Source organism: Pseudomonas sp. GW822-FHT02G04 (assembly GCF_058802085.1).
In genome coordinates, this window is record NZ_JBXANU010000003.1 from 183,350 (window position 1) to 210,208 (window position 26,859).

Annotated in this window: 24 protein-coding genes; 17 read left to right on the forward strand and 7 right to left on the reverse strand. The window is 60.8% G+C overall.

All coding sequences use genetic code 11. The features are described from left to right. Nucleotides 1-3 precede the first annotated feature (3 nt). The 3 genes from tssK to tagH form a co-directional block, all read right to left on the reverse strand. Entirely contained in the window at nucleotides 4-1,338 is a 1,335-nt protein-coding gene (gene tssK, locus AC1RO5_RS05655; RefSeq protein WP_493173457.1) for a type VI secretion system baseplate subunit TssK, read from the reverse strand. A gap of 15 nt (nucleotides 1,339-1,353) precedes the next feature. Then, nucleotides 1,354-1,860: a type VI secretion system lipoprotein TssJ gene (tssJ, locus tag AC1RO5_RS05660; protein WP_493173459.1), complete on the reverse strand. Its 507-nt coding sequence runs from the start codon at nucleotides 1,858-1,860 to the stop codon at nucleotides 1,354-1,356. 75 nt (nucleotides 1,861-1,935) lie between these two features. After that, on the reverse strand, nucleotides 1,936-3,342 hold the full coding sequence (gene tagH / locus AC1RO5_RS05665; RefSeq protein ID WP_493173461.1) for a type VI secretion system-associated FHA domain protein TagH: 1,407 nt from the start codon (nucleotides 3,340-3,342) through the stop codon (nucleotides 1,936-1,938). 403 nt (nucleotides 3,343-3,745) lie between these two features. On the opposite strand from tagH, the gene tssA reads away from it, so the two are divergent. The 14 genes from tssA (at nucleotide 3,746) to AC1RO5_RS05735 (ending at nucleotide 21,946) form a co-directional block, all read left to right on the forward strand. Next, nucleotides 3,746-4,768, forward strand: coding sequence for a type VI secretion system protein TssA (gene tssA / locus AC1RO5_RS05670; RefSeq protein ID WP_493173463.1), 1,023 nt, complete (start codon nucleotides 3,746-3,748; stop codon nucleotides 4,766-4,768). Between the two features lie 80 nt (nucleotides 4,769-4,848). Then, nucleotides 4,849-5,358 (forward strand): type VI secretion system contractile sheath small subunit, encoded by a 510-nt coding sequence (gene tssB, locus AC1RO5_RS05675; protein WP_007894500.1) that lies wholly within the window; start codon nucleotides 4,849-4,851, stop codon nucleotides 5,356-5,358. 15 nt (nucleotides 5,359-5,373) lie between these two features. Beyond that, a complete protein-coding gene (gene tssC / locus AC1RO5_RS05680) occupies nucleotides 5,374-6,867 on the forward strand; it encodes a type VI secretion system contractile sheath large subunit (protein WP_493173465.1) in 1,494 nt (497 codons plus the stop codon). Between the two features lie 86 nt (nucleotides 6,868-6,953). Next, nucleotides 6,954-7,442: an Hcp family type VI secretion system effector gene (locus tag AC1RO5_RS05685; RefSeq protein ID WP_018927416.1), complete on the forward strand. Its 489-nt coding sequence runs from the start codon at nucleotides 6,954-6,956 to the stop codon at nucleotides 7,440-7,442. An 82-nt stretch (nucleotides 7,443-7,524) separates the two neighbouring features. Next, complete coding sequence (locus AC1RO5_RS05690) at nucleotides 7,525-7,977, forward strand: type VI secretion system amidase effector protein Tae4 (RefSeq protein WP_493173467.1); 453 nt, start codon at nucleotides 7,525-7,527, stop codon at nucleotides 7,975-7,977. After that, nucleotides 7,977-8,402 carry a hypothetical protein gene (locus AC1RO5_RS05695; protein WP_493173469.1) on the forward strand — a complete coding sequence of 142 codons (426 nt, stop codon included), beginning with the start codon at nucleotides 7,977-7,979 and terminating at the stop codon, nucleotides 8,400-8,402. Before AC1RO5_RS05690 ends, AC1RO5_RS05695 begins: the two co-directional genes overlap by 1 nt. Further along, nucleotides 8,396-8,908 carry a type VI secretion system baseplate subunit TssE gene (tssE, locus tag AC1RO5_RS05700; RefSeq protein ID WP_028939183.1) on the forward strand — a complete coding sequence of 171 codons (513 nt, stop codon included), beginning with the start codon at nucleotides 8,396-8,398 and terminating at the stop codon, nucleotides 8,906-8,908. Before AC1RO5_RS05695 ends, tssE begins: the two co-directional genes overlap by 7 nt. Beyond that, nucleotides 8,905-10,764 carry a type VI secretion system baseplate subunit TssF gene (gene tssF / locus AC1RO5_RS05705; RefSeq protein WP_493173472.1) on the forward strand — a complete coding sequence of 620 codons (1,860 nt, stop codon included), beginning with the start codon at nucleotides 8,905-8,907 and terminating at the stop codon, nucleotides 10,762-10,764. Before tssE ends, tssF begins: the two co-directional genes overlap by 4 nt. Beyond that, nucleotides 10,728-11,780 carry a type VI secretion system baseplate subunit TssG gene (gene tssG, locus AC1RO5_RS05710; protein WP_493173474.1) on the forward strand — a complete coding sequence of 351 codons (1,053 nt, stop codon included), beginning with the start codon at nucleotides 10,728-10,730 and terminating at the stop codon, nucleotides 11,778-11,780. The genes tssF and tssG overlap by 37 nt, the downstream gene beginning before the upstream one ends. Continuing rightward, a complete protein-coding gene (gene tssH / locus AC1RO5_RS05715) occupies nucleotides 11,773-14,451 on the forward strand; it encodes a type VI secretion system ATPase TssH (protein WP_019650054.1) in 2,679 nt (892 codons plus the stop codon). Before tssG ends, tssH begins: the two co-directional genes overlap by 8 nt. Nucleotides 14,452-14,499: 48 nt before the next feature. After that, nucleotides 14,500-16,437, forward strand: a complete 1,938-nt coding sequence (locus AC1RO5_RS05720) for a type VI secretion system Vgr family protein (protein ID WP_493173476.1) — start codon at nucleotides 14,500-14,502, stop codon at nucleotides 16,435-16,437. Between the two features lie 18 nt (nucleotides 16,438-16,455). After that, complete coding sequence (locus AC1RO5_RS05725; protein WP_493173478.1) at nucleotides 16,456-16,890, forward strand: DcrB-related protein; 435 nt, start codon at nucleotides 16,456-16,458, stop codon at nucleotides 16,888-16,890. 12 nt (nucleotides 16,891-16,902) lie between these two features. Then, on the forward strand, nucleotides 16,903-21,321 hold the full coding sequence (locus tag AC1RO5_RS05730) for an RHS repeat-associated core domain-containing protein (RefSeq protein ID WP_493173480.1): 4,419 nt from the start codon (nucleotides 16,903-16,905) through the stop codon (nucleotides 21,319-21,321). 13 nt (nucleotides 21,322-21,334) lie between these two features. After that, on the forward strand, nucleotides 21,335-21,946 hold the full coding sequence (locus tag AC1RO5_RS05735; RefSeq protein ID WP_493173482.1) for an Imm43 family immunity protein: 612 nt from the start codon (nucleotides 21,335-21,337) through the stop codon (nucleotides 21,944-21,946). 134 nt (nucleotides 21,947-22,080) lie between these two features. On the opposite strand, the gene AC1RO5_RS05740 is transcribed toward AC1RO5_RS05735, so the two are convergent. The 3 genes from AC1RO5_RS05740 to AC1RO5_RS05750 form a co-directional block, all read right to left on the reverse strand. Beyond that, nucleotides 22,081-22,356, reverse strand: coding sequence for an HU family DNA-binding protein (locus AC1RO5_RS05740; protein WP_003213368.1), 276 nt, complete (start codon nucleotides 22,354-22,356; stop codon nucleotides 22,081-22,083). A 192-nt stretch (nucleotides 22,357-22,548) separates the two neighbouring features. Next, entirely contained in the window at nucleotides 22,549-23,697 is a 1,149-nt protein-coding gene (locus tag AC1RO5_RS05745; RefSeq protein ID WP_493173484.1) for an NAD(P)/FAD-dependent oxidoreductase, read from the reverse strand. Between the two features lie 19 nt (nucleotides 23,698-23,716). Next, nucleotides 23,717-23,884: a rubredoxin gene (locus AC1RO5_RS05750; protein WP_007896465.1), complete on the reverse strand. Its 168-nt coding sequence runs from the start codon at nucleotides 23,882-23,884 to the stop codon at nucleotides 23,717-23,719. Nucleotides 23,885-24,084: 200 nt separating this feature from the next. Here AC1RO5_RS05750 and AC1RO5_RS05755 point away from each other — a divergent pair, with 200 nt between their 5' ends. After that, nucleotides 24,085-24,648 (forward strand): chorismate--pyruvate lyase family protein, encoded by a 564-nt coding sequence (locus AC1RO5_RS05755; protein ID WP_493173486.1) that lies wholly within the window; start codon nucleotides 24,085-24,087, stop codon nucleotides 24,646-24,648. Further along, complete coding sequence (gene ubiA, locus AC1RO5_RS05760) at nucleotides 24,648-25,538, forward strand: 4-hydroxybenzoate octaprenyltransferase (RefSeq protein WP_493173488.1); 891 nt, start codon at nucleotides 24,648-24,650, stop codon at nucleotides 25,536-25,538. Before AC1RO5_RS05755 ends, ubiA begins: the two co-directional genes overlap by 1 nt. A gap of 88 nt (nucleotides 25,539-25,626) precedes the next feature. Here the strand turns inward: ubiA and AC1RO5_RS05765 are convergent, their stop codons facing one another. Next, nucleotides 25,627-26,010 carry a COG4315 family predicted lipoprotein gene (locus tag AC1RO5_RS05765; RefSeq protein WP_019651310.1) on the reverse strand — a complete coding sequence of 128 codons (384 nt, stop codon included), beginning with the start codon at nucleotides 26,008-26,010 and terminating at the stop codon, nucleotides 25,627-25,629. Nucleotides 26,011-26,162: 152 nt separating this feature from the next. Between AC1RO5_RS05765 and phoB the strand changes: the two genes are divergently transcribed. After that, nucleotides 26,163-26,852 carry a phosphate regulon transcriptional regulator PhoB gene (phoB, locus tag AC1RO5_RS05770; RefSeq protein ID WP_003229608.1) on the forward strand — a complete coding sequence of 230 codons (690 nt, stop codon included), beginning with the start codon at nucleotides 26,163-26,165 and terminating at the stop codon, nucleotides 26,850-26,852. Nucleotides 26,853-26,859 lie beyond the last annotated feature (7 nt).

The window sequence follows — 26,859 nt, forward strand, 5'->3', positions numbered from 1 at the left end:
GGTTTATCCTCGGATCGCCCAGAAAGCCAGGTTCAGCCCCGGGAACTGACCCGCGATGTGGAACGCAAAACCTCCGGAGTTGGCCAGTTGTTGCCAATGCTCGCTGCCCCGGTCGAGTTCGTAATAGGTGGAACCGGCGTGATACGGAATCTGCCGTGGCGCCACGGGCATTGGCAGCAGGCCGATACCCGGCAATTGCAGGTTGACCAGATCGCGAATGTGCTCCACCGAGCCGATTTTGCTTTGCTGGCCGAAGCGGCTGCGCAGGGTCTCGGCAGGCACATCGGCGCGCACCACCAGGATAAAACTGGCACTGTCGAGCAGGGTTTTGTCAGCCAGCATGGCCACATGAATGCCGTAGGCTTTCTCGACAATCGGAATCGGCGTGGCCTTACTGTCGATCAGCATTGACAGCGCCTCACGCAGGGCTTGCATCACCGGCGCAAAACTCAGCGCGAGATCATCATGCTGGTACTGCGGGAATTCCTGCGGTCGCCGCCCGGAAGCGGTAAAGGTCGAGAATTCCCCGGCCAGGCTCACCAACTCGCTGTAGAACCGCTCGGGATGCAACGGGCTCAAGTGGCTCAAGTGCTGGATCAACGGCTGGGCACGGTTGACCAGTTGCAGCAACATGAAGTCGGCAATCTCCGAGGCACCGCCGGCACCGGACGCCACCACCCGCCCGGCGAGCGCTTCGCCGCGTTGATGAAGCAGGCCCAGTAGCTCGTTGCGAAACGCAGCCAAGGGCGTGGAGGCGACCACATCCAGCAGCGGCGGGATGTAAGTGTCATCGAGCACCAAGGCGCGGTCGGCGCGTTTCTCCTTGATTCGCACCAGGCCGATGGCCGCGTAGTCGCTGATGCCATCCCGGGCGATCAATAATCGCAGCGCCCTCGACCCCACGGCCACCGGGGCCTGGTTTTCGAACGGCGCGTTGTCGTCCCGCACTTCGCGCACCTGACTCACATAGCGCGCAGCGCCCAGGGCCTCGCCTTCGTCAACAGTGTCACGCGCACCGGCGCGCTTGAGCGGCAAGGCCAGGTACACCAAACCATCGCGCAGGTTGTCATCGATATTCAGCGGGCTCGGCGCCAGGTCATCCTGGGGAATGTTGAATGGCGTGCCGTCTGGCAACAGGCCCCGCGCCGAGATGATCGCCAGTTTGCCCTGGGCCAGCAGGCCCTGGTCGATCAGCAACTCGGAAAACCCCCAGGCCCCGGCCGACAATGGGCGACTCCGGGCGTCGATGAGATTCTCCAGGTAACGGTCATGCTGCTGGAAGTGCTGCGTTCCAATGAACATGCCTTCCGACCAGACCACTCGATTGTTCCAGGACATGGGGGCTCCGATTGCTTATTGGGCAGGGCTGGATGGGGGAACCGCGACGGCGCTGCGCACGGCTCGCACGTCGAGGCTGATCTGGTATTCGGTGTATTGGCGCGGCGGGACGTTTATCACCGTGCGCCACAGCGACTGATCCAGCTCGCGATACCCCACCAGCACGCCGATATGGCGGGTGGCCGGATCGAGGTCACGCTGCAGGCTCAACTGCTGGCCAGGCTGGATCAGCACTTCGTCCTGGTCGATCAGGTCCGCGCCGAGCGTCGCCTGGGCTCGTTCAGCCAGTGCGAAATAATCGGAACGACCGAAGGTGGCGGCATTTTTCAATTCGAAAATGCGCACCCGGACCGGGGCCGGCTGGCCAGTGGCTCCGGGGTTGAGCCCGGCGATGGCGTGAAAGTGCAACTCGACGGCGGCCGTGTCGGCCTCAGCCTCTTCGGGTTGGGGCTTGGTGGCCTCCTTGGCACACGCGGTCAGCAGAAGCGCGGTAGCAACTGCGAGTAAAAACCTGTGAATCATCCTGCGTCCTCAATGACGTTTCAGCTATCCGTTGTTCCGTTCTTTGCTCTGAATGCCGTTATGCAACGGCCACGCTCAGCGGCGGCGTTGCCTGGTACTGTGTTCTTCGTAGGCACGGCTGAATTCCCGACCGAACAGGTCCTGGAAATCCTCCTGGGCCTCACGGGAAATATTGCTGTAGAGCTCAGTGAACTGCTGCCAGTACTGGGCCTGTCGTGAACCATTGAAAATGCTCGACAGGCCACCGGGCTTGCCCATGCGCTCTTCCAGTTGCGCCGGCTCGAAACGCGCCAACAGGTGCTTGATCGCAGCTTCCACACCAGCCATCACCGCCAATTGGTGGGCGCGCAAGTCATCGAAGCTGTCGCGCACCGCCAGGTCCGGCGCCATGAACGCCTGATTGGTGTGGCGCAACAGCAACAGCAAGGCCTCATCGACGTTGGGAGCGAACTTCAGCGGGTTGTTTTCCACCGGCTGAATCATCGTCTGCTGAATGCGGAACTCGCCCTTGAGGCTGCTGCGGGCGCGCAAGACATCGATCAGGCCTTCGACCATCAATCGATAACTGCGGCCGATGCTTTCCATCTGCGCTTCGGCCTCGGCCTTGTCCAGGCGCACTTGCTCCAACCCGGCACCGCGCAGAAAGGCTCGCAACAGGTCGGGTTGAGAATGGTCGACCGGGCTGACCGGATTGACCGGGGGTTCAACGATGGCCACGGGCGGTTCGCGCAGGGGTGCCGGCTCGATCGGTACGCTGATTTGAGGCACGGGTGGCGGCGCAACTTCTGCAACAGGCAAGGGAGCAATCGCCACCGGCGCAGGCTGGTCGTTGAACAGGTCCCAATCTTCCGGAATCAGTGGGGCCGACGCCAGCGGCGCAGGCTCAGCCATGGGCGTCGGCTTAGGGATCGGGGTCGGTGGACGGAAGTCGTGTTGCTCGACCGGGACATGGTCGGGCTGAGTGGCCGGAGGGATGCTGCTCGGAGCCAGAAAGTCGAACAAGTCCGGCAGCGTGTCCATGGCCGACACGCCCTGAAAATGTGCAGGGGGGGGCACGGGCAACGGGGTCGGAGTTTTCACGACGGCGCCCTGGCGCCCCATCAAGGCATCGAAGCTGCTGGATGAATCGGCAAACGGGTTGCTGTCGGTCACGGGCAGATTGAAATCGATGCGCGCCTGGATTTCATAATCACCGATGCGGATAACTTCCCCATCTTGCAACGGCTCGCTGTTTCCCTTGCGCAGACGAATGCCGGCCTTGACTAACTCCACCCCATTAGTGCTGTTATCGGTTAAATAATACCGGCCATCTTTGTATTGAATAATGCAATGTTTTCCGGAGACCAAGCGCTCTGGATCGGGTAATACCCAGTCATTATCAGAATTACGGCCAATTGCCATCGCTCCCTGATCCATGGATTTTTCAGAGCATTGACCAGGGGTAATCTTGTGATAACTAGTGATAGTCAAACACAGCGGCATCTTGCCTCCTTGCTGCACACTTTGCGCGCCGGCGAATGAGGGGATCAATCCCCGCGGAACTCGCCGACAAACCTTGCAAACAACCTCAAAACGGCTTTTTACCAGCATGTTTGCTGATCTTAACCGGTTTACGTGACAAAAAATCTGCGTCAGTACCTTCCTGGACCTACCGGTCGCGAGGGTTGTTAAGCACCTCACATCTGTCACACAGAAGAAATAGCTTACCTTGACAAGCCATAAGTACTACACCAAAAATGAACAACTTTATTGAATAATGTGATGGCACTTTGAGATCATAGAGAATCCAAAGAGCCATTACACGCAAGGAAACATGCGAAGTTCCACTTGGAACTAACGTGTGAACTGCCCGACTCTGTCGCGGGCGATAGGGAGATCAAATTCAGTGGAAGTGCTTTCGCTGCTTGCCGCCGTTTCCGCGACTTCGCCTTGTGGCGAAGATCTGGAATACGACGCGGACTTTTTGCGCCTGGAACGCGATTCCCAAGGCCAGCCCGAGCGCAGCATGGGCGATTCGATATTGCCTGCCGAACCCCCTGAATGGCGCAGCATCCAGCAGCAAAGCCTGGATTTGTTGCAACGCAGCAAAGACTTGCGTATCACCCATTTCCTTTTGCAAAGCTCCCTTGCCCTGGAAGGTGTCACCGGCCTGGCCCGTGTCCTGACGCTGATCAGCGAATTGCTCAAGCAATACTGGGCCGACCTGCATCCACGCCTGGATGCCGAAGACGACAACGATCCCACCGTGCGCATCAACGCCCTCGCCGGCCTGGCGTCCGATGCCACCATTCGCCTGCTGCGCGAAAGTATCCTGGCCCGTTCGCGAACCTTTGGCGCTGTCAGCCTGCGCGCCGCCGCCAACGCCAGCGGCCTGCAAAGCTTCCCTGACGAAAACCTCGGCGCCGAGCAGCTGGCCGGGGCGTTCCTCGACAGCGATCCTGAGCAGCTGGAAATTACCCGCGCCGCCTTGCACGAGGCCCGCAACGTCGCCGAGGCCATCGAGCAACACGTCAGCGAACAAGTCGGGTCGGCCCAGGGTGTTGACCTTGGCCCGTTGAAGCAACCGCTCAAAATGGCCCTGCAGATTCTCGGCCAGTTCGCCCCGCAGAACGGCGACAGCCCCCTGCCTGACTCCATCAGTCACGACAGCGCCGCGTCGGTTGAATACACCACCGCACCGCGCAACACCGGCACCAGCAGCGGCGAAATCAACAACCGTGACGACGTGCTGCGCAGCCTGGACCGGATTCTTGCCTATTACACCCGTCATGAGCCCTCCAGCCCTCTGCCGGTGCTGTTGAACCGGGCAAAGAATCTGGTGCACGCCGATTTTGCGGCGATCGTGCGCAACCTGATTCCCGACGGCATGAGCCAATTTGAAAACCTGCGCGGACCAGACAGCGAATAAAAGCGTACGGATCACGCAGTCACGTCACCGGCACCGCCGATGACGCCAACACCGTCGCTTGAGCGACCAGGAGCAGCAACGTGGCGAAGCAAAGTTCTCAGAAATTCATCGCGCGCAACCGTGCGCCTCGAGTGCAGATCGAGTACGACGTCGAGCTCTACGGCGCCGAGAAAAAGGTTCAGTTGCCCTTCGTGATGGGGGTTATGGCTGACCTCGCCGGCAAGCCCGCCGAGCCTCTGGCACCTGTGGCCGATCGCAAGTTCCTTGAAGTGGATGTGGATAACTTCGACTCCCGCCTCAAGGCCATGCAGCCGCGTGTCGCATTCCACGTGCCCAACGAGCTGACCGGCGAAGGCAACCTGAGCCTGGACATCACCTTTGAAAGCATGGACGACTTCAGCCCCGCCGCCGTGGCGCGCAAGGTCGACTCGCTGAACAAGCTGCTCGAAGCGCGCACTCAACTGGCCAACCTGCTGACCTACATGGACGGCAAGACCGGTGCCGAAGAAATCATCATGAAGGCCATCAAGGATCCGGCGCTGCTCCAGGCACTTGCCAGTGCGCCCAAGCCCGCCGAGCCTCAGGCTTAATCAGGACGAATGATCATGACCGATCCAGTACGCGCAAGCGCCCAGACACTGGGCACCACCGAAGAAGCCAGCGAGTTCGCCTCCCTGCTGCTGCAAGAATTCAAACCCAAGACCGAACGCGCCAGAGAAGCCGTCGAGACCGCCGTGCGCACCCTGGCCGAACAGGCTCTGGCGCAGACCGACCTGGTGTCTAACGATGCGATCAAGTCGATCGAGTCGATCATTGCCGCCATCGACGCCAAGCTCACCGCCCAGGTCAACCAGGTCATCCATCACCCGGAGTTCCAGCAACTGGAAAGCGCCTGGCGTGGCTTGCACTACCTGGTCAACAACACCGAGAGCGACGAGCAGCTCAAGATCCGCGTGCTCAACATCTCCAAGACCGACCTGCACAAGACCCTGAAGAAATTCAAGGGCACCGCGTGGGACCAGAGCCCGATCTTCAAAAAGATGTACGAAGAAGAATACGGCCAGTTCGGCGGCGAACCTTACGGCTGCCTGGTGGGCGATTACTACTTCGACCAGTCGCCGCCGGATGTCGAGTTGCTGGGCGAACTGTCGAAAGTCTGCGCCGCCATGCACTCGCCGTTCATTGCCGCCGCATCGCCGACCGTGATGGGCATGGGCTCGTGGCAGGAACTGTCGAACCCGCGCGATCTGACCAAAATCTTCACCACCCCGGAATATGCCGGCTGGCGCTCGCTGCGTGAATCGGAAGACTCGCGTTACATCGGCCTGACCATGCCGCGCTTCCTGGCACGCCTGCCGTACGGTGCCAAGACCGACCCGGTGGAAGCCTTCGCCTTCGAAGAAAACACCGACGGTGCCGACAGTTCCAAGTACACATGGGCCAACGCCGCTTACGCGATGGCAGTAAACATCAACCGCTCGTTCAAACACTTTGGCTGGTGTTCGCGCATTCGTGGCGTGGAGTCTGGTGGTGAAGTGGAGAACCTGCCGGCGCACACCTTCCCGACCGACGATGGTGGCGTGGACATGAAGTGCCCGACCGAAATCGCCATTTCGGACCGCCGTGAAGCGGAACTGGCGAAGAACGGTTTCATGCCGCTGCTGCACAAGAAAAACACCGACTTCGCCGCGTTCATCGGCGCCCAGTCGCTGCAAAAGCCGGCCGAGTACGACGACCCGGATGCCACCGCCAACGCCAACCTGGCCGCGCGCCTGCCGTACCTGTTCGCCACCTGCCGTTTTGCCCATTACTTGAAATGCATCGTGCGCGACAAGATCGGCTCCTTCAAAGAGAAGGACGAAATGCAGCGCTGGTTGCAGGACTGGATCCTCAACTACGTCGACGGTGACCCAGCGCACTCCACCGAAACCACCAAGGCCCAGCACCCATTGGCGGCGGCCGAAGTGATTGTCGAAGAGGTGGAAGGCAACCCGGGGTATTACAACTCCCGGTTCTACCTGCGCCCGCACTATCAGCTCGAAGGTCTGACTGTGTCGCTGCGCCTGGTATCCAAGCTGCCTTCGGCCAAAGGCGCGTAACACCGCCCTTGATGTGATCGCTCCCACGCTCTGCGTGGGAACGATCAGAAAAACACAACGTGGTAGACACCACACAGGGAGAGAACATGGCTGTTGATATTTTCATCAAGATCGGCGACATCAAGGGCGAGTCCATGGACAAGGCCCACAAGGACGAAATCGACGTCTTGAACTGGAGCTGGGGCATGTCTCAGTCCGGCAATATGCACGTGGGGGGGGGCGGCGGTGCCGGCAAGGTGAACGTCCAGGACCTGTCGCTGACCAAGTACGTCGACAAGGCTACACCCAACCTGATGATGCACTGCGCCAGCGGCAAGCACATCGACAAGGTCAAGCTGACCGTGCGCAAGGCCGGCGGCGAAAGCCAGGTCGAGTACATGATCATCAACCTGGAAGAAGTGCTGATCAGTTCCCTGAGCACCGGCGGCTCGGGCAGCGATGATCGTCTGACTGAAAACGTCACCCTGAACTTCGCCAAGGTGCTGGTGGACTACCAGCCGCAAAAAGCCGACGGCACCAAGGAAGGCGGGCCGATCAAGTTCGGCTGGAACATCCGCCAGAACGTCAAGGTGTAATCGAACGTGCCCCCGTCGTTATGCGTCGGGGGCATTTTGGTGCTTGCTCGAATCCAATCCTTTCCCATCCGGTGTCTGAGTCATGGCCAAGCCTTCGTTTATCAATTTGTGGAAAGCGTATTCCGACCTCCTCGTTACATATCCTGACGCCAAGCCCTGTGAGGGCCCTTGGGCAAACCAGTGTGCTATCCGCATGAGCGCGACACTCAATGCAGAGCTGACCATCAAGGTCAACAAATCCACCTATACCGAACCCAAGTGTGCACATGAGCACGCCCGGGGTGCCGAGTCGCTGGCGAACTGGTTGTGGAAGCATCATCTGGGCCGGCCAACCATGCTTGGTAACAGCGCCGAGGAGCGTCGCACGTTGATGGGCAAGACCGGGCTTATCTTCTTCAAGGACTGTTTCCAGCAGTCAGGGGAGTCGGCAGACAATCGTACTGGCGATCATATTGATCTATGGAATCGGGGCCTGACCCAAACCGGCGACCTCTTTTACAGATCCAGAGCTGTCTGGTTCTGGGAGCTCGCATAATGAAAAATCACCGGCTCGCCATGTGCCTGGCGATAAGTCTGACCAGCCTGAGCGCATGCGCCGAACATGCCCGGATGCCAACAACCCAGGCCGTCTTTGTTGGGCAGCAACTCAGCCTGATTGACGACCAGGGTCAATGCACGCTGGTCAAACCCGACCAGAGTCGCATGAAGCTGGACATGGAATGGCCTTGCAGCTTCAGCCTGAATAAACAGCAGCAACTGCGCGTAGAAACGTTCAACAACATCCCGATATTTTCGGTCTGGCGCAGCGAGCACATGCCTGCGCCCAGCCGCGACTGTCTCAGCAAAATGCAGGCTGTCCGCCAGATTCCGGGGGGACTGGAGGCGGGAGCGGTCAACACGTTTGCGTCCTGCGGCACAGGAGGGGACCAAAAAATGTATGTAGCGCCATTTACGTGGTAACCGACATCGCCACCCGCGATCGCCTGCAACCGTCCCTGCTGGATCGGTTGACCGACGACGACCCGAGCAACCTCAAGGAAAGCGCCGACAAGCGCGTGCTGTCCCTGACCCAACTCAAAGCCTCGGTGCTGCGGGACCTGGCGTGGCTGCTCAACACCACGTCATTGCTCAGCGCCGATGCGACGCTGCACACACCGGCCGGCACTTCGGTGGTCAACTTCGGGCTGCCAGCCCTGGCCGGCAACAGTGCATCGAACGTCGATATCGCGGCGCTTGAAGCACTGATCCACCAGGCCATCGCCACGTTCGAACCGCGGATTCTGCGCCATACCCTGCGCGTGCGGGCCCGGGCATCTGCCGAGATGAATCACAACGCCCTGAGTTTCGAGATCGAAGGCGATCTCTGGGCCCAGCCAGTGCCGCTGCGTCTGATGCTGCAAACCGACCTGGACCTGGAATCCGGCCATGTGCGAGTGGTCAACGCCGACCAGCGGAGACACTCATGAACCCGCGCCTGCTGGAACTGTACAACCAGGAACTGCACCACGTGCGCGAAAGCGCGGCGGAGTTCGCCCAGGAATACCCGAAAATCGCCAGTCGGCTGACGTTGTCCGGCATGGACTGCGCCGATCCGTACGTCGAGCGCTTACTGGAAGGGTTCGCCTACCTGACGGCGCGGGTACAGCTCAAGCTCGATGCCGAATACCCGACCTTCACCCACAACCTGCTGGAAATCGCGTACCCCCATTACCTGGCGCCGACACCGTCGATGACCGTGGTGCAATTGCAGGCCGACCCCGATGAAGGCTCGCTGAGCAGCGGCTTCCCGTTGCCCCGGGATACGGTCCTGCGTGCCGCCCTGGGGCGCGAGACCCAAACCTGCTGCGAATACCGCACCGCCCATGCGGTGACATTGTGGCCATTGCAGGTCAGCCAAGCCGAGTACTTTGGCAACCCGTCCGCCGTGCTCGGGCGCCTGGCCGCCAGCGCCCCCAAGGCCAAGGCTGGCCTGTGCCTGACCCTGCGCACCGGTGCCGAACTGCCGTTCAACAGTCTGGCCCTGGACAACCTGCCGTTGTACCTCAACGGCGCCGACGAACAACCCTTTCGCCTCTACGAACAGTTGCTGGGTAACGCCTGCGCCGTCTTCGCCCGTCAGCCCGGCGGCGATTGGGTCGAACGCCTGCCCCAGGATGCACTGCGCTCCGTGGGGTTCGACGATACCGACGCCGCGCTGCCCGTGGTCTCGCGAGCCTTCCAGGGCTATCGCCTGTTGCAGGAATACTTCGCCCTGCCCCGCCGCTTTCTGTTTGTCGACTTCACCGGGTTGAGCCGGGCGGTCAAACGCTGCGAGGGCCGGGAGCTGGAGTTGATCGTGCTGTTCGACCGTCATGATCCGAGCCTGGAAGGCAGCGTCGGTGCCGCGCAGTTCCTGCCGTTTTGCACCCCGGCCATCAACTTGTTTCCCAAGCGCCTGGATCGCATCCATTTGTCGGAACGGGTGAATGAACACCATGTGATCGCCGACCGTACCCGGCCGATGGATTTCGAGATTCATTCCCTGACCGCCCTCACCGGCCATGGCACCGGGTCGGAACAGCCTTTTTTGCCGTTCTATGCCGTCCGCGATCCGTCTCGCTACGGCCGCGATCAGGCGTATTACACGGTGCGGCGCGAACCCCGCATGCTGTCCAGCGGCCAGCGGCGCAACGGCCCACGTTCGACTTACATCGGCAGCGAAACGTTCGTCAGTCTGGTGGACAGCCAGCAGGCGCCCTATCGTCACGACCTGCGTCAATTGGGCGTAACGGCGTTGTGCACCAACCGCGACCTGCCGCTGTTCATGAGCGTGGGCAACAGCAAGACCGACTTCACCCTGGCCGACAGCGCGCCCGTTGCGGCTGTACGCTGCGTGGCAGGCCCGAGCCGCCCACGCGCCAGCCATGCCCACGACGCCAAGGCCTGGCGGTTGATCAGCCAGCTTTCGCTCAACTACTTGTCCCTCAGCGAGCAAGGCCAGGGCGCCGCCGCCCTGCGCGAGCTGCTGCGCCTGTATGGCGACGACAACGATGCAGCCTTGCAATTGCAGATCGAAGGCCTGCGCGAAGTCAGCAGCAAAGCCTGCACCCGACGCTTGCCAATGCCGGGCCCGATCGTGTTTGGCCGCGGCCTGGAGATCACCCTGGAATTCGATGAGAACGCGTTTCGTGGCACGGGCGTCTTTTTGCTCGGTGCAGTCTTCGAGCGCTTCCTGGCACGTTACGTGTCGATCAACAGTTTTACCGAGACGGTGATCCGTACCACCGAGCGCGGCGAGATCATGCGATGGAAAGCCAAACCCGGACGCCGTCCGACCCTGTGAATACCCTGGACGCGATGCACCAGCAGCCCTGGGAATACGACTTCTTCCAGGCATTACGGCGCATCGAGTGCGAATCGCCTGAGCTTCCGCGCCTGGGCCATTCGTTGCGCCTGGCCGATGACCCCTTGCGCCTCGGGCAACAGGCCGATTGCACCTTCGCCCCGGCGACCCTGGCCTCGGTACAGCCGGGCGTCGACGGTTCGCCAGCGCGCCTGGAACAGTTCTTTTTCGGCCTCGGCGGCCCCAATGGCCCGTTGCCGCTGCACCTCACCGAATATGTGCGTGAACGCCAGCGCAACAACGCCGACAGCACCAGCAAACGCTTTCTGGATGTGTTCCACCATCGCCTACTGAGCCTGTTTTACCGGGCCTGGGCCGAGGCGCGTCCGACAGTCAGCCATGATCGCCCGGACGATGACTACTGGTCGGCACGTCTGGCAGCGCTGAGCGGTCGAGGCATGCCGAGCCTGCTCAAACAAGGCCTGATACCCGACACGGCGAAGCTGCATTACAGCGGTCATCTGTCGGCACAAACCCGCTATCCCGACGGTTTGAAGGCAATCATCGGCGAGTACTTCGGCCTGCCGGTGGAGATCGAAGAATACGTCGGCCAATGGCTGGCGCTGCCGGAGCGCAGCCGCGTGGGCGTCAGCGCTCATCAATTGGGCGTGGATTTTTGCCTGGGCCGCTGCGTCTGGGATCGCCAGCACAAATTCCGCATTCGCCTGGGGCCGCTCAAGCTGGATGACTACATGAGCATGTTGCCCGGCAGCCCATCCTTCAATGAGCTGGTGGCCTGGGTGGCCGAATACTTGGGCCATGAACTGGACTGGGATCTGAACCTGGTTCTGAAACAGCCCGAAGTGCCGATGCTGCAACTCAATGGCCGCTTCCGCCTGGGGTTCAATACCTGGGTGGGCAAGCCTGCAAAAGATGCCAAGGACTTAATACTGGCCCGGCATTACGCCGAGCAAGCCAACACCTCACAGATCTCAAGGAGCCAAGAGCATGGGTGAAATCAGTCGCGCCGCGTTGTTCGGCAAACTAAATAGCGTGGCCTACAAAGCCATCGAAGCCGCCACCGTGTTCTGCAAGTTGCGCGGTAACCCTTATGTGGAACTGGCCCACTGGTTTCATCAGTTGCTGCAATTGCAGGATTCGGACCTGCACCGCCTCATCCGCCAGTTCAATATCGAGCCGGCGCGCCTGGCCCGGGACCTGACCGAAGCCCTGGACCGTTTGCCACGGGGCTCGACGTCAATCACTGACTTGTCTTCCCATGTGGAAGAAGCCGTGGAGCGTGGCTGGGTCTACGGCAGCCTGATGTTCGGCGAAAGCCAGGTGCGTACCGGTTATCTGGTGCTGGGCATCCTCAAGACCCCGAGCCTGCGCCATGGATTACTGGGACTGTCGGCAGAGTTCGACAAGATCAAGGTCGAGGCTCTGAGCGAGCGTTTTGACGAGTACGTCGGCGACTCGCCGGAAAATGCCCTCAGCGCCAGCGATGGTTTCAACGCCGGCAGCGTGCCCGGTGAAGCCAGTGGCGCCATGGCCCCAAGCGCCATGGGCAAGCAGGAAGCGCTCAAGCGCTTTACCGTCGACCTCACCGAACAAGCCCGCAGTGGCAAGCTTGACCCGATCGTCGGCCGTGACGAAGAGATCCGCCAACTGGTGGACATCCTCATGCGCCGTCGGCAGAACAACCCGATTCTGACCGGTGAAGCCGGCGTCGGTAAAACCGCGGTGGTCGAAGGTTTTGCCCTGCGCATCGTCGCCGGCGACGTGCCGCCGGCGCTCAAGGACGTGGAACTGCGCAGCCTCGATGTCGGCCTGTTGCAGGCCGGCGCGAGCATGAAAGGTGAATTCGAACAGCGCCTGCGCCAAGTCATCGAAGACGTCCAGGCCTCACCAAAACCGATCATCCTGTTTATCGACGAAGCCCACACCCTGGTAGGTGCCGGTGGCGCCGCCGGCACCGGGGACGCGGCCAACCTGCTCAAGCCGGCCCTGGCCCGGGGTACCCTGCGCACCGTGGCCGCCACGACCTGGGCTGAGTACAAAAAGCATATCGAAAAAGACCCGGCCCTGACCCGCCGCTTCCAGGTGGTGCAAGTCGCCGAACCGTCCGAAGACAAGGCGCTGCTGATGATGCGCGGCGTAGCCTCGACCATGGAAAAACACCATCAGGTGCAGATCCTCGACGAAGCCCTGGAAGCCTCGGTCAAACTGTCCCATCGCTACATCCCCGCGCGCCAGTTGCCGGACAAATCCGTGAGTCTGCTGGACACCGCCTGCGCCCGGGTCGCCATCAGCCTGCACGCCGTGCCGGCCGAAGTGGACGACAGCCGTCGGCGCATCGAGGCGTTGGAAACCGAGCTGCAGATCATCGCCCGCGAGCACGCCATCGGCATCGTCATCGGCGCCCGCCAAACCCAAAGCGAAAACCTGCTGAGTGCCGAACGCGAACGCCTCGCCGAGCTGGAAAGTCGCTGGGCCGAAGAGAAAACCCTGGTAGACGAATTGCTCGCCACCCGCGCCACCCTGCGCGAGCGCGTCGGTGTGGTGGACAGCGAGGACGGCAGCGAGACCAGCCACGCCTTGCGCGAAAAACTGGTGGACCTGCAACAGCGCCTCAGCGCCCTGCAAGGAGAAACCCCGCTGATTTTGCCGACGGTCGATTACCAGGCCGTGGCCTCGGTGGTCGCCGACTGGACCGGTATTCCGGTAGGCCGCATGGCCCGTAACGAACTGGAAACCGTGCTCAACCTCGACCAGCACCTGAAGAAACGCATCATCGGCCAGGACCATGCCTTGCAGATGATCGCCAAACGCATCCAGACCTCCCGCGCCGGCCTCGACAACCCGAGCAAGCCGATCGGGGTATTCATGCTCGCCGGCACCTCCGGCGTGGGCAAGACCGAAACCGCCCTGGCGCTGGCCGAAGCCATGTACGGCGGCGAGCAAAACGTCATCACCATCAACATGAGTGAATTCCAGGAAGCTCACACGGTGTCCACCCTCAAGGGCGCGCCACCGGGCTACATCGGCTATGGCGAAGGCGGCGTGCTGACCGAAGCCGTGCGGCGCAAACCCTACAGCGTGGTGCTGCTGGACGAAGTGGAAAAGGCTCACCCGGATGTGCACGAGATCTTCTTCCAGGTCTTCGACAAAGGAGTGATGGAGGACGGTGAAGGTCGGGTGATTGACTTCAAGAACACCTTGATTCTGCTGACCACCAACGCTGGCACCGAGCTGATTGCCCAGGTCTGCAAAGACCCGCAAAACGTGCCGGAGCCCGAAGAAATCGCCAAGGCCCTGCGCCAACCGCTGCTGGAGATTTTCCCGCCGGCATTGCTGGGCCGGCTGGTGACCATTCCGTATTACCCGCTCAGCGACGAGATGCTCAAGGCCATCACCCGCCTGCAACTCAACCGCATCAAGAAACGCGTGGAGAACACCCACAAAGTGGCTTTCGACTACGACGACGCGGTGATCGACCTGATCGTCTCCCGTTGCACCGAAACCGAAAGCGGCGGGCGGATGATCGACACCATTCTGACCAACAGCCTGCTGCCGGACATGAGCCGCGAATTCCTCACCCGCATGCTCGAAGGCAAAGCGCTGGCAGGCGTGCGGATCAGCGCCCGGGATAACGAATTGCACTACGACTTCAGCGACGCCGCCTAAGCGGCCCTCCTCCGTAGGAAGGAATCGAGCAGTGACAAGGGATAACTGATGCTATTCAAGCAACTCTCACGCCTGGCAAAGATCACCAGCCCCCTGGGGCCGGATGTGCTGTTGCTCAAGGATATGGGCGGAGACGAAGAATTGGGGCGGCTGTTCAGCTATGAGCTGCAACTGCACTCGCTGGATAACGCCATCGACCTCAACCAGTTGCTCGGCAAACCCATGTGCCTGAGCCTGCAACTGGACGGCGGTGGCGAGCGTCATTTCCATGGCATCGTTGCCCGTTGCAGCCAGAACGTCGACCAGGGCCAGTTCGCCAGTTACCAGGCCACGCTGCGGCCCTGGCTATGGCTGTTGACCCGCACGTCCGATTGCCGGATTTTCCAGAACCTGACCATCCCGCAGATCATCAAGCAGGTGTTTCGTGACCTGGGTTTCTCGGATTTCGAAGATGCCCTGAGCCGGCCCTATCGCGAGTGGGAATACTGCGTGCAGTATCGCGAAACCAGCTTCGACTTCGTCAGCCGCCTGATGGAACAGGAAGGAATCTACTACTTCTTCCGCCATGAACAGGGTCGTCATGTGCTGGTGCTGGCCGATGCCTACGGCGCCCACGCCAACGTGCCCGGCTACGCCTCGGTGCCCTACTACCCCAAGAACGAACAGCAGCGCGAACGCGATCACATCCACGACTGGCACCTGGCCCAGCAAGTCCAGCCGGGCTCGCTGGAACTCAACGACTATGACTTCCAGCGCCCTGGCGCGCGGATTGACGTTCGCTCGGCCATGCCCCGTCCGCACACCGCCGGCGATTATCCGCTGTACGACTACCCCGGCACCTATGTGCAAAGCGAAGACGGCGAACACTACGCACGTACCCGTATCGAAGCCTTGCAGACCCTGCACGAACAGGTCGAGCTGGCCGGCAACGCCCGAGGCCTGGGGTCGGGTCATTTGTTCAGCCTCACCGGCTTCAGCCGCCAGGACCAGAACCGCGAATACCTGATCGTCGGCGCCCGCTACCACATTGACCAGGAAAGCCTGGAAACCAGCGGTGGCGCGGCCTCGGCGCAGTTCGAAAGCAACCTGACCTGCATTGACGCACAACAAAGCTATCGCCCACTGCCCAACACCCACCGCCCCATCGTCAAAGGCCCGCAGACCGCACTGGTGGTGGGCCCCAAGGGCGAGGAAATCTGGACCGACCAGTTCGGTCGGGTGAAAGTGCATTTCTATTGGGACCGTCACGACCAATCCAACGAAAACAGTTCGTGCTGGATTCGCGTGTCGCAATCCTGGGCCGGAAAAAACTGGGGCTCGATGCAGATCCCGCGGATCGGCCAGGAAGTCATCGTCAGTTTCCTCGAAGGCGACCCGGATCGGCCGATCATCACCGGCCGCGTCTACAACGCCGAACAGACCGTGCCCTACGACTTGCCGGAAAACGCCACCCAAAGCGGCATGAAAAGCCGTTCGAGCAAGGGCGGCTCACCGGCCAATTTCAACGAAATCCGCATGGAAGACAAAAAAGGCGCCGAGCAGCTGTACATCCATGCCGAGCGCAATCAGGACATCGTGGTCGAGGTGGATGAAAGCCACTCGGTGGGCCACGACCGCAACAAGAGCATCGGGCATAACGAGACGGTGACCATCGGCAACAACCGTCTGCGCATCGTCAAGCAGGAAGACATTCTGTCGGTGGGCCAGCGCAAGACCGACAGCATCAGCCAGAGCTACGTCATCGAAGTGGGCGAAAACCTGCGGCTGGTGTGCGGCGAAAGCATCCTGGAGCTCAATGCCAGCGGCCAGATCAACCTGACCGGCGTGCAAATCAGCTTCTATGCCAGCGGTGACGCTGAGATCAACACCGGCGGCGTGCTGCACCTGAACAACGGCGGCGGCCCTGGCGCCACGCCTGACGGCCAGGGTGTCAAGGCCAGCATCGACGCCAATATCAATGCCGCATTCCCCCCGCCCAAGGGTTAACCACGAGATTCAGGCGCCATGACTTATCGCATCAATGAATTCCAGTTCCAACTGCCGGCAAGCGAGCTGCAAGACGCGACGATCAACATCCTCAAGTTCCCCGAATTGGGCACCTCGCTAATTGTCAGTCGCAGCTTGCTGGCCGAGGGCGAAACCTTGCAAAGCAACTTCGACGACCAGCTCAAGCGCCTGGAAAAACAAGTGCAAGACTTGCGTTTTCAACCAGGCGTCTCCGTGCGTCTGGGCGCCAGCCAGGAAGTCGAAGGCATCGAGTTGCGCAGCCAGTTCAACAAGGGCAGCGACAAAGTCTTCCAATACCAGTTGGCGCTGGTGTTGCCCGGCACCCGCAAAATGCTCGCCCTGAGCTACGTGAAGGCGGAAAAACTCGGCGACGCCGAAGCCGCGCATTGGGCGACCATCAAGAGTTCGCTGTTGTTCGACGTTCCGGCCTGATGAGCACCCTGCATGTCTGACGCACTCTGGGCCGCCCGGCTGGGCGATGCACTCGACCACACCTCGATGATGGCCGACATTCTTGGCGGCGTGCTGGAGGTGGCGGCCAACATCGCGATCACCGCGGTGGCGACGGCTGCCGTGGTGGCGGCCACGGGCATCACCGTTGCCACCGGCGGCCTCGGCTGCTTCCTGCTCGGCGCGGTGGTGGGCACGATCGTCGGCCTCGCCATGAGCAAGACCGGGGCCGACAAAGGCTTGAGCAACCTGTGCGAGAGCTTCAGCAATGCGCTGTTCCCGCCCACGGTGCAGGCGACGATTCTCACCGGTTCCACCAACACCCTGACCAACAACATTCCCGCCGCCCGGGCCGCCGGGGCGATTCCGTCCCATGTCGCGCCGGCCGGCACCGAGCTGGAGGCACCCGAGCCCGAAGCCGAGCCCAGCTATCTGGACATGGCCGAGAGCTTCTTCTCCCAGATGTGGCGCCCCACCGTTGCCACCCCGGCACCGGGCGCGGTGCCCAAGCCGCTGGATCTGGTCACCTGCATGAAGCACCCGCCGATGCCGCCGCAGTTTCTGGCCGAGGGCTCGGACAAAGTCACCATCAACGGCCAGCCGGCCGTGCGCAGCGGCGACCGCACCACCTGCGACGCCAAGGTCGTATCGTCCGGGCTGATCTCATCGAACGTGACCATCGGTGGCGGCTCGGTGGTGGTGCGCGAGATCCGCAGCGGCAAGACCCCGGGCGTGGGGCTGGCGGTCACCGCGTTGCTGATGCTCAAGGGCGGCAAAGGCAAGTTCTTCAGCAAATTGCCGTGCATGCTGATCGGCGGCGCGGCGTCGATGGCTGTCAGCAGCGCCATGGGCGCCATGGCCAACGCCGCCATGGGTTCGTCGAATCCGGTGCATGCTGCGACCGGGGCCAAGGTGCTGGGGGGCGATGAAGAGCTGGACTTCATGTTGCCGGGCGTCTTGCCGATCGATTGGCAGCGCTTCTACAACAGCCGCGACGAGCGACGCGACGGGTTGTTCGGCGCAGGTTGGAGCGTGTCCTACGAGGTATGCGTCGAAATCCTGCCTCACCCCGAGGGCGGGGACACGCTGGTGTACACCGATGAGCAGGCCCGGCGCATCGATATGGGTTCGATTCCTCTGGGCGGCGCGGTGTTCAGTGCCGGTGAAGGGCTCAGTGTTCGGCGGCATGTGAATGGGCAGCTGCTGATTGAAAGCGATAACGGCGTATACCGTTTGTTCAATCCAACGCCGGGCAATACAGCGCTGCTGCGCCTTGATCAATTGGGCGACCGCAACGACAACCGCATCCACCTCGACTATGACGACGCCGGACGGTTAATACGACTGCGAGACACCTTCGATCTGGTGCAGGTCGAGCTGATTCGAGAAGGTGGTCGCGTAGTTCAGGTGGAACGCCTGTACCCCAACCAACGCCGCGAAGTGCTCGTCAGTTATGGCTACGACGCAGTGGGCGATCTGGCCGAAGTGCGCGACACCACCGGCCAGGTGCAACGGCGCTTCGTCTACGACGCCGGGCGGCGGATGGTCGAGCATCAGTTGCCTACAGGCCTGCGATGTTTCTATGGATGGGCCTTGATCGAAGACCAGGAATGGCGCGTGGTCGGACACTGGACCGACGAAGGTGACACCTATCAGTTCGACTATGACCTGAAGGCCGGTGTCACGCGCATCACCGATGATTTGCAGCGTGTCAGCATTCGCCGCTGGAACATCCAGCACCAGATCACCGAATACACCGACAACCTCGGCCAGACCTGGCAGTTCGAGTGGAACGACGAACGCCAATTGCTCAGCGCCACCGACCCGCAGGGCGGGCGCTACGAATACAGCTACGACGACGCCGGCAACCTGATCGGCGAAACCGACCCGCTGGGCCGCAGCGACTCGACCCTATGGCTCGAGCACTGGGCCTTGCCGCTGGTGGAAACCGATGCTGCAAGCAACAGCTGGCAATATCGCTACGATCAGCGCGGCAACTGCATCGCCGAAACCGATCCGCTGGGCCATGTCACCCGCTACCGCTACGACACCCACGGCCAGGTGGTCGAGATCATCGACGCCACCGGCAAAAGCAAAAGACTGCGCTGGAACCCCTTCGGCCAATTAATCGAACACATCGATTGCTCGGGTTACCCGACATGCTTCAGCTACGACCACCGGGGCTATCTGCAAACGATCACCGATGCCCTCGGCGAACGCACCCAATTCAGCTACGACGCCCAGGGACGGTTGCTCAGCAGCCAGTTGCCGGACGGGCGCACCGAGCAGTATCAGCGCGACATCAGCGGCCAGTTGACCGGTTATACCGACCCGGCTGGGCACACCACGCTCTATCAACACAACCGTCGCGGCCAGGTGCGCCAGCGTACCGACGCCCATGGCCGGCAAGTGCAGTTCGGATATGACCGCTACGGGCGGCTGCAATCGCTGACCAATGAGAATGGCGAGAGTTATCGCTTCGCCTGGGATGCAGGGGATCGGCTGACAGAACAACAGGATCTGGATGGCAGTGCCAAGCGCTACACCTATGACCTGCTGGATAACGTCGCGGCGGTCACGGCTGTTCCGGCGCCTTACGGCAACGGCCTGGCCGTCGTCCCCGAGTCGCCCCCCGCTCCCATCGTTCACCGACTGGAACGCGACGCCGTCGGCCGGCTGATCGCCAAAGTCACCGACGATGGCCGCACCGACTACTCCTACGACCCATTGGACCAGCTCACCGCCGTCACCTTCACCGACCACCAGGGCAACGCACAAACCCTGAGCTTCGCCTACAACGCCCTCGGCCAGTTGCTCGAAGAACACAGCGCGGCTGGCAGCCTGCAATATCACTATGACGAACTCGGCAACCTGATCCAGACCCAACTGCCCGACGGCCGCTGGGTCAATCGCCTGTACTACGGCAGCGGCCACCTGCACCAGATCAACCTCGACGACCAGGTCATCAGCGACTTCGAACGTGATCGTCTGCACCGCGAAGTGCTACGCACCCAAGGCCAGATCAGCACTCGTAGCGACTACGACCGTAGCGGCCGCTTGCGCTCACGCCAACGCCATCACAGCAGTCAGCCATCGCTGATGCCGGCAGCGGTACAAAAGCACTTCGAGTACGACCCCGCCGACAACCTGATCGGCAAACTCGACCAGCAACCCGCCACGCAACACCGGCAACTGCTGCACTACGACGCCACCGGCCGCATCATCGCCAGCCAGGACAGCCAGCACGGCCAGCGCGAAACCTTCGCCTACGACGACGCCGCCAACCTGCTGGACGGCCCACAACCCGGCGCCGGGCTGGTGGTGCACAACAAACTGCTGACCTACCAGGACAAGCGTTACCGCTACGACGCCTTTGGCCGGATGATCGAGAAACGCAGCGCTCGACGGGGCCTGCAGCGCTTTGCCTACGACGCCGAAAGCCGGTTGATTGAAGTGCGCAATGAAAACGGTGCGCGGGAAACAGTTGTGCGCATGACCTACGATCCGTTGGGGCGGCGAATCGGCAAGACCGAGCACGACAACAACGGCTATCCGCTGGGTGAAACGCGCTTTACCTGGGATGGCTTGCGCTTGTTGCAGGAACACCGCAATAGCCAGATCAGCCTGTATCTGTATGCCGATAACGGTTATGAACCGCTGGCGCGGGTCGATGGCGGCGGCGGCTTGCAGAAGGTTCGTTACTACCACAACGACCTCAGCGACCTGCCCGAGCAACTGACGGAAGCCGACGGCGCCATGGTGTGGCAGGCATGGTATCGAGTCTGGGGAAACACCCTCCAGGAGATACGCGAACCGTATTACATCGAGGAACAGAACCTGCGGTTCCAAGGGCAGTACCTGGACCGGGAGACCGGGCTGCACTACAACACGTTTCGGTTCTATGATCCGGATGTGGGGCGTTTTACGACGCCGGATCCGATTGGCTTGGCGGGTGGCCTGAACCTCTATGGTTATGGACCCAACCCCATTGGCTGGGCAGACCCGTGGGGCTGGAGCCCCAGCTCTGTCCTCGATACATCTCTGGGAGGCGTCGTTGGTGACAACATGCAAGCCCAACATGTCATCCCAGTAGCGGTATGGAAGCGGCATGACAAATTCATGAACTCCATTGGTCTGGGCGGCACACGGGACACAGCCCCAAACGGCCTGCTGATGCCAGATAGCCAAGCAAAAGCCGCGGCCATTGGCAGACCGGTTTACCACAATGGTTCACACAAGGATTATTCGGACCTGGTGGACAGAAAACTGGGCAGGATCAAAGCACGCTATAACGCAAAACTTATTACCAAGGCACAGGCACAGCAACAGGTTTCATCACTACAAAGCAGCCTTCGCAAGAAGACTGTTTCAGGAAGAATACGAACCAAATCCAGCACCGGTCGACTTTGCTGACAAGAGGCTTTTCATGTTCTATACCCTTGCATTCAAGAAAGACAAAAACTGCCCCACTTTCATTGATGGCGTCATTCATGAGTCGTTCAGCCCTGGCGCCTATGACGATGCGATGGATGCCGACTGGCACGACGCGGGTCCCGACGAAGCTCTCGCTCCCCTCCCGAAAAAGCTGGTGCTGATTACCAAGGACAAGCGCTATGACTTTGACTTTTGCACAGCCTTTGAGGGGCATATTGTCAGTGAGCGCTTCCTGAAAGCCTTCCAGACCCTCAAGACTTCCCGATGGGAGATCGCAGAACTGGAGATCGTCAACCCGAAGGGCGTTTCAGTCGCACAGCGCCAATATTATTTCATGCGCCAGCAACGAATAGACAAGGAGCCTGTGGACGTGATCGATCAGACTCGGTCGAAGATTAATTTTCGAGCGAGCGGAGAAATCAAAAATATCATCAGCCTCACAATCAAAGAAAATATCAGCATCGATTTTTTTAGTATCGATGAAATAACTTTACTTGGATTCGTATTTCTTTCGCCTCACGCCGCCACTGTGCTTAAAGAACTAAATCTGGTGGGTGCAGAAGTGGTCGATACGGAGAAGGTCGGCTCAATTGATAGAGCCTAGGTCCCACTCAGCATCTGGTAGAGGGACTTCGTTAGCAGTTCATCTCTGCGCCCAACAAAAAATGGGCACCCGATTCAATCGGTATGCCCATTTTTCGATACGACTCTCCCCATTGTTCAGGAAGTTCGCCGCAATTACGGATTAACGCTGTCCTTCAACGACTTGCCCGGCTTGAACGCAACAGTATTGCTGGCCTTGATCTTCACCGGCTCACCGGTTTGCGGGTTTTTGCCGGTGCGAGCACCGCGATGGCGTTGCAGGAAGGTGCCGAAGCCCACCAGCGTGACGCTATCCTTGCGATGCAGAGCGCCGGTGATTTCTTCGAGAACGGCGTTGAGAACGCGATTGGCCTGTTCTTTGGTGAGATCTGCTTTTTCCGCGATGGCAGCGGCGAGTTCTGGTTTACGCATGAGTGAAGCCCCTTTGACGGTTTTTTGTTGTTATGTCCGTGCTGTTCTCGTTGGAACAGCGCCCAAGGCGCCGCAGGTGCTCTACTCTGCGGCAGACGGGAATGAGGATGGCATGCGCGCAAGAGCGGCGCCAGTCTCCCCGCGACCTTTGTGGGGGCAAAAACGGGGTGATTCCGACAGAACGACCGGCATTTACGCCAACAGGGCCGGAAGTTCTTTGTTCAGGGCGAGTTTTTCCATCACCGCCGCGCCGGTCAGGGCATAGCCCAGCAATTTGCCGGTGCTGTCGCGGCATAGCACTTTGATGTCAGCGCCCTGCCCTTCGACCGTCCAGACGCCCTCCGCGCCCCGTGGCGGCGGCGAAACCACCAATGGGCAGACCGGGGTTTTCACAGTGATCGGCATCGGGCCATAACTCACCGCCGTAGGGTTTCCGGCGAGGGTCTGGGCCAGCGCTCTCGCACAGCTCATGAGGGGCATGACGTACAACAGATTCAGCCCGTCGACCTCGGCGCAATCGCCCAGGGCGTAGATGTTGGCGTGAGAGGTTTTCAGGTGGCGGTCGACCACCACGCCACGATTGACCTGCACCCCTGCCGCAGCCGCCAGGTCGATGCGCGGACGCAGACCGATGGCCGACACCACCACGTCGCAAGGGATGACCTGGCCGTCGGACAGATGCGCTTCCAGGCCGTCTGCCACTCGTTGCAAGCGATTGAGCACCGGCCCGAGGTGGAAGCGCGCGCCCAGGCTTTCCAGGCCGGCCTGGACCGCAGCGGCCGCCGCCGGGTGGAGCAAGGTCGGCATGACTTGTTCGCAGGGGGCAACCAGTTGCACTTCGTAGCCACCGAGAATCAGGTCGTTGGCGAATTCGCAGCCGATCAAACCGGCGCCCAGCAGCAACACCCGACGCTTGCCGGCCGCCGCCGCGCGAAAGCGTGCGTAGTCTTCAAGGTCGTTGATCGGGAAAACGGCATCGGCCGCGTCGCCTTCGATCGGCACCCGCACGGTTTCCGCGCCCCAGGCCAGGATCAGGTCACGGTAGATCACCGATTCTTCGCCGATCCACAGGCGCTTGTGGCCCGGATCGATGCCGCTGATGCGCGTGTGAGTGCGCACTTCGGCCTTCAATTGCTCGGCCATGGCGCCTGGTTCGGCCATGCTCAGGCCATCGGCGTCTTTATTCTTGCCGAAGCCGGTGGAAAGCATCGGCTTGGAGTAGGAGCGTCCGTCATCTGCGGTAATCAACAGCAGCGGGGTTTCGCCATCGAGTTTGCGAAACTCCCGGGCCAGGTTGTAGCCAGCCAGCCCAGTGCCGACGATCACGACAGGTGCGTTCATTCCTAGCTCCTTGCTTGTCTTAGTTGATTTCAATCATTTCGAAATCCATTTTGCCTACGCCGCAGTCCGGGCACAGCCAGTCTTCCGGCACGTCCTGCCACGGTGTGCCTGCCGCAATACCGTCGTCCGGCCAGCCCTCGGCTTCGTTATAGATCAGGCCGCAGACCACACATTGCCACTTTTTCATTCAGGTATTTCCTCGGAATTCAGGCTTTTGCCGGCACTAACGGTCGATGGGTGAAGCGTTGCCGTCCGGCTCAGGGCGTTTTGTACTGATCGGGCCCGGCAGATGCAAGCCTGTTCGGCGTAACGGCAGGCCGGATCAATCAAAATCGCCGCCTGACATGGTAAGCTCCCCGCCTCATTTGCTGCCAATAATGACTCACTGTGCCGCACTCAAAAGCCCCCTCCCCGACGCCGCTCTGGCTCCCACAAAGCCAACTGACGCCCCTCCCCGACACGTCTACGCTCGATTGGTTGTTCGATGAAGGGTCGCTGACCCGACGCCTGACCCGTTTGTCGAATGACGGTTTCAGCGTCACGCCGCTGTTCGAAGGCTGGCAATCGCTGCGCGCCGACGAATGTGCCGCACTGGGGCTGGCCGAAGGTAGTGAAGGCTGGGTGCGCGAGGTGTATCTGCGCGGCCACGGTGAAGCCTGGGTGTTTGCCCGCAGCGTGGCAGCGCGTAGCGCGCTACAAGGCGACGGATTGCACATGGATGAGCTGGGCAGCCGCTCTCTGGGTGAATTGCTGTTTTGCGATCGGGCGTTTCAGCGCCGGGCCATCGAGGTTTGTCACTATCCTCAAGCATGGTTGCCGATGGAGGCTCAGGCGCCTGAACTGTGGGGCCGGCGCTCGCGTTTCGACCGTGGCGCTCTGAGCGTGCTGGTGGCCGAGATTTTCCTGCCGACCCTGTGGAGCGCCGCCCGCGCGCATCCGGAGAACTGCTGATGTACCAGAACCTGCTCAAGTCCCTGAACCGCGTGAATCCTCGGGCCTGGGATTTCATTCAACTGACCCGCATGGACAAGCCGATCGGCATTTACCTGCTGCTGTGGCCGACGCTGTGGGCGCTGTGGATTGCCGGGGAAGGTTCGCCATCACTGGCCAATATCGTGATCTTCGTGCTCGGCGTGGTGCTGACCCGGGCCGGTGGTTGCGTGATCAACGATTGGGCGGACCGCAAGGTCGATGGCCATGTGAAACGCACCGAGCTACGGCCACTGGTGAGCGGCAAGATCAGCTCAAAGGAAGCCTTGGTGTTCTTCGCGGTGCTGATGGGCGTGAGTTTCTTGCTGGTGTTGTGCACCAACGCAGCGACTGTCTGGCTATCGCTGGGCGGCCTGGCCCTGGCGTCCAGTTATCCGTTCATGAAGCGCTATACCTATTACCCGCAAGTGGTGCTGGGCGCGGCGTTCTCCTGGGGCATGCCGATGGCGTTCACCGCCGAGACCGGTGAATTGCCGGCGACAGCCTGGTTACTGTGGATCGCCAATTTGCTGTGGACCGTGGGCTACGACACCTATTACGCCATGACCGACCGCGACGATGACCTGAAGATCGGGGTGAAATCCACCGCGATCCTGTTTGGCGAAGCCGACAGGGTGATCATTCTGACCTTGCAAGGCCTGGCGCTGGGTTGCCTGTTGCTGGCGGGTTCGAAATTCCATCTCGGCGGCTGGTTCCACCTTGGGTTGCTGGTGGCGGCGGGCTGTTTTGCGTGGGAGTTCTGGTACACCCGTAGCAAGGACCGGATGCGCTGCTTCCAGGCGTTTTTGCATAACCACTGGGCGGGATTGGCGATTTTCGTGGGGATTGTGCTGGATTACGCGTTGCGTTGACCGTTGGAAAGATCGCAGCCTGTGCCAGCTCCAACAGGGGGATGGAGCGACTGCAGGCCGCGAACTGTTTACGGCGCAGGCGAATCGCTTATTTATGCTCGCGCATGATGTGCCAGACGTTCTTCATATTGTCGCCTGCCATGTCACCGGGTTTTTTGTCCTTCATGAAGGTGTAAAGCGGCTTGCCATCATAGGCCCACTGCATCTTACCGTCGTCACGCTTGATCGTGCTCCACTTGCCTTCGGGCTTGGCGCCCGCCGGCGCCATCATTGGCGGCCAGTATTCAGCGCACTCACCGTTGCACATCGACTTACCGCCTGAGTCCTTGTCGTATGTGTAAACCGTCATGCCCTTGTGATCGACCATCATCCCGTCTTTCATCATGGCCGGTTCTGCCGCGAAGGCCAGGGACGGCAGCGTTAGCGCAGCCGTGACCAGCAGGACCTTCCAGGATTGAACAATGTGATTCATGGAAACCTTCCTCTTGTGGTTGTCAGGATTCGGAATTAGAGCTTAGTTCAGGATCGCGACAATCGCAGGGCGGCTAAAATACTGTCACACGACTGCAATAATTCCGTTATCTAATGCGGCGCAAGACAGTTAAATGACAAGAGGATTAAGGCATGGTTGGCAGGAGCATTCTGATCGTCGACGACGAAGCGCCCATTCGCGAAATGATCGCCGTTGCGTTGGAAATGGCCGGCTATGACTGCCTGGAGGCGGAGAACTCCCAGCAGGCTCATGCCATTATCGTCGACCGCAAACCGGACCTGATTCTGCTCGACTGGATGCTGCCCGGCACCTCCGGCATCGAGTTGGCCCGCCGCCTCAAGCGCGATGAGCTGACGGGGGATATCCCGATCATCATGCTCACCGCCAAGGGCGAGGAAGACAACAAGATCCAGGGCCTGGAAGTCGGTGCCGACGACTACATCACCAAACCGTTTTCCCCCCGCGAGCTGGTTGCACGCCTCAAAGCCGTGCTGCGCCGCGCCGGCCCGACCGATGGCGAAGCACCGATCGAAGTCGGCGGCCTGCTGCTGGACCCGATCAGCCACCGCGTGACCATCGACGGCAGACCCGCCGAGATGGGCCCGACCGAGTACCGCTTGCTGCAATTCTTCATGACCCACCAGGAACGTGCCTACACCCGTGGCCAGTTGCTGGATCAGGTCTGGGGCGGCAATGTCTACGTCGAAGAGCGCACCGTCGACGTGCACATCCGTCGCCTGCGCAAAGCCCTCGGCGATGCCTACGAAAATCTGGTACAAACCGTGCGCGGCACCGGCTACCGGTTTTCCACCAAGGCCTGAGCCGACC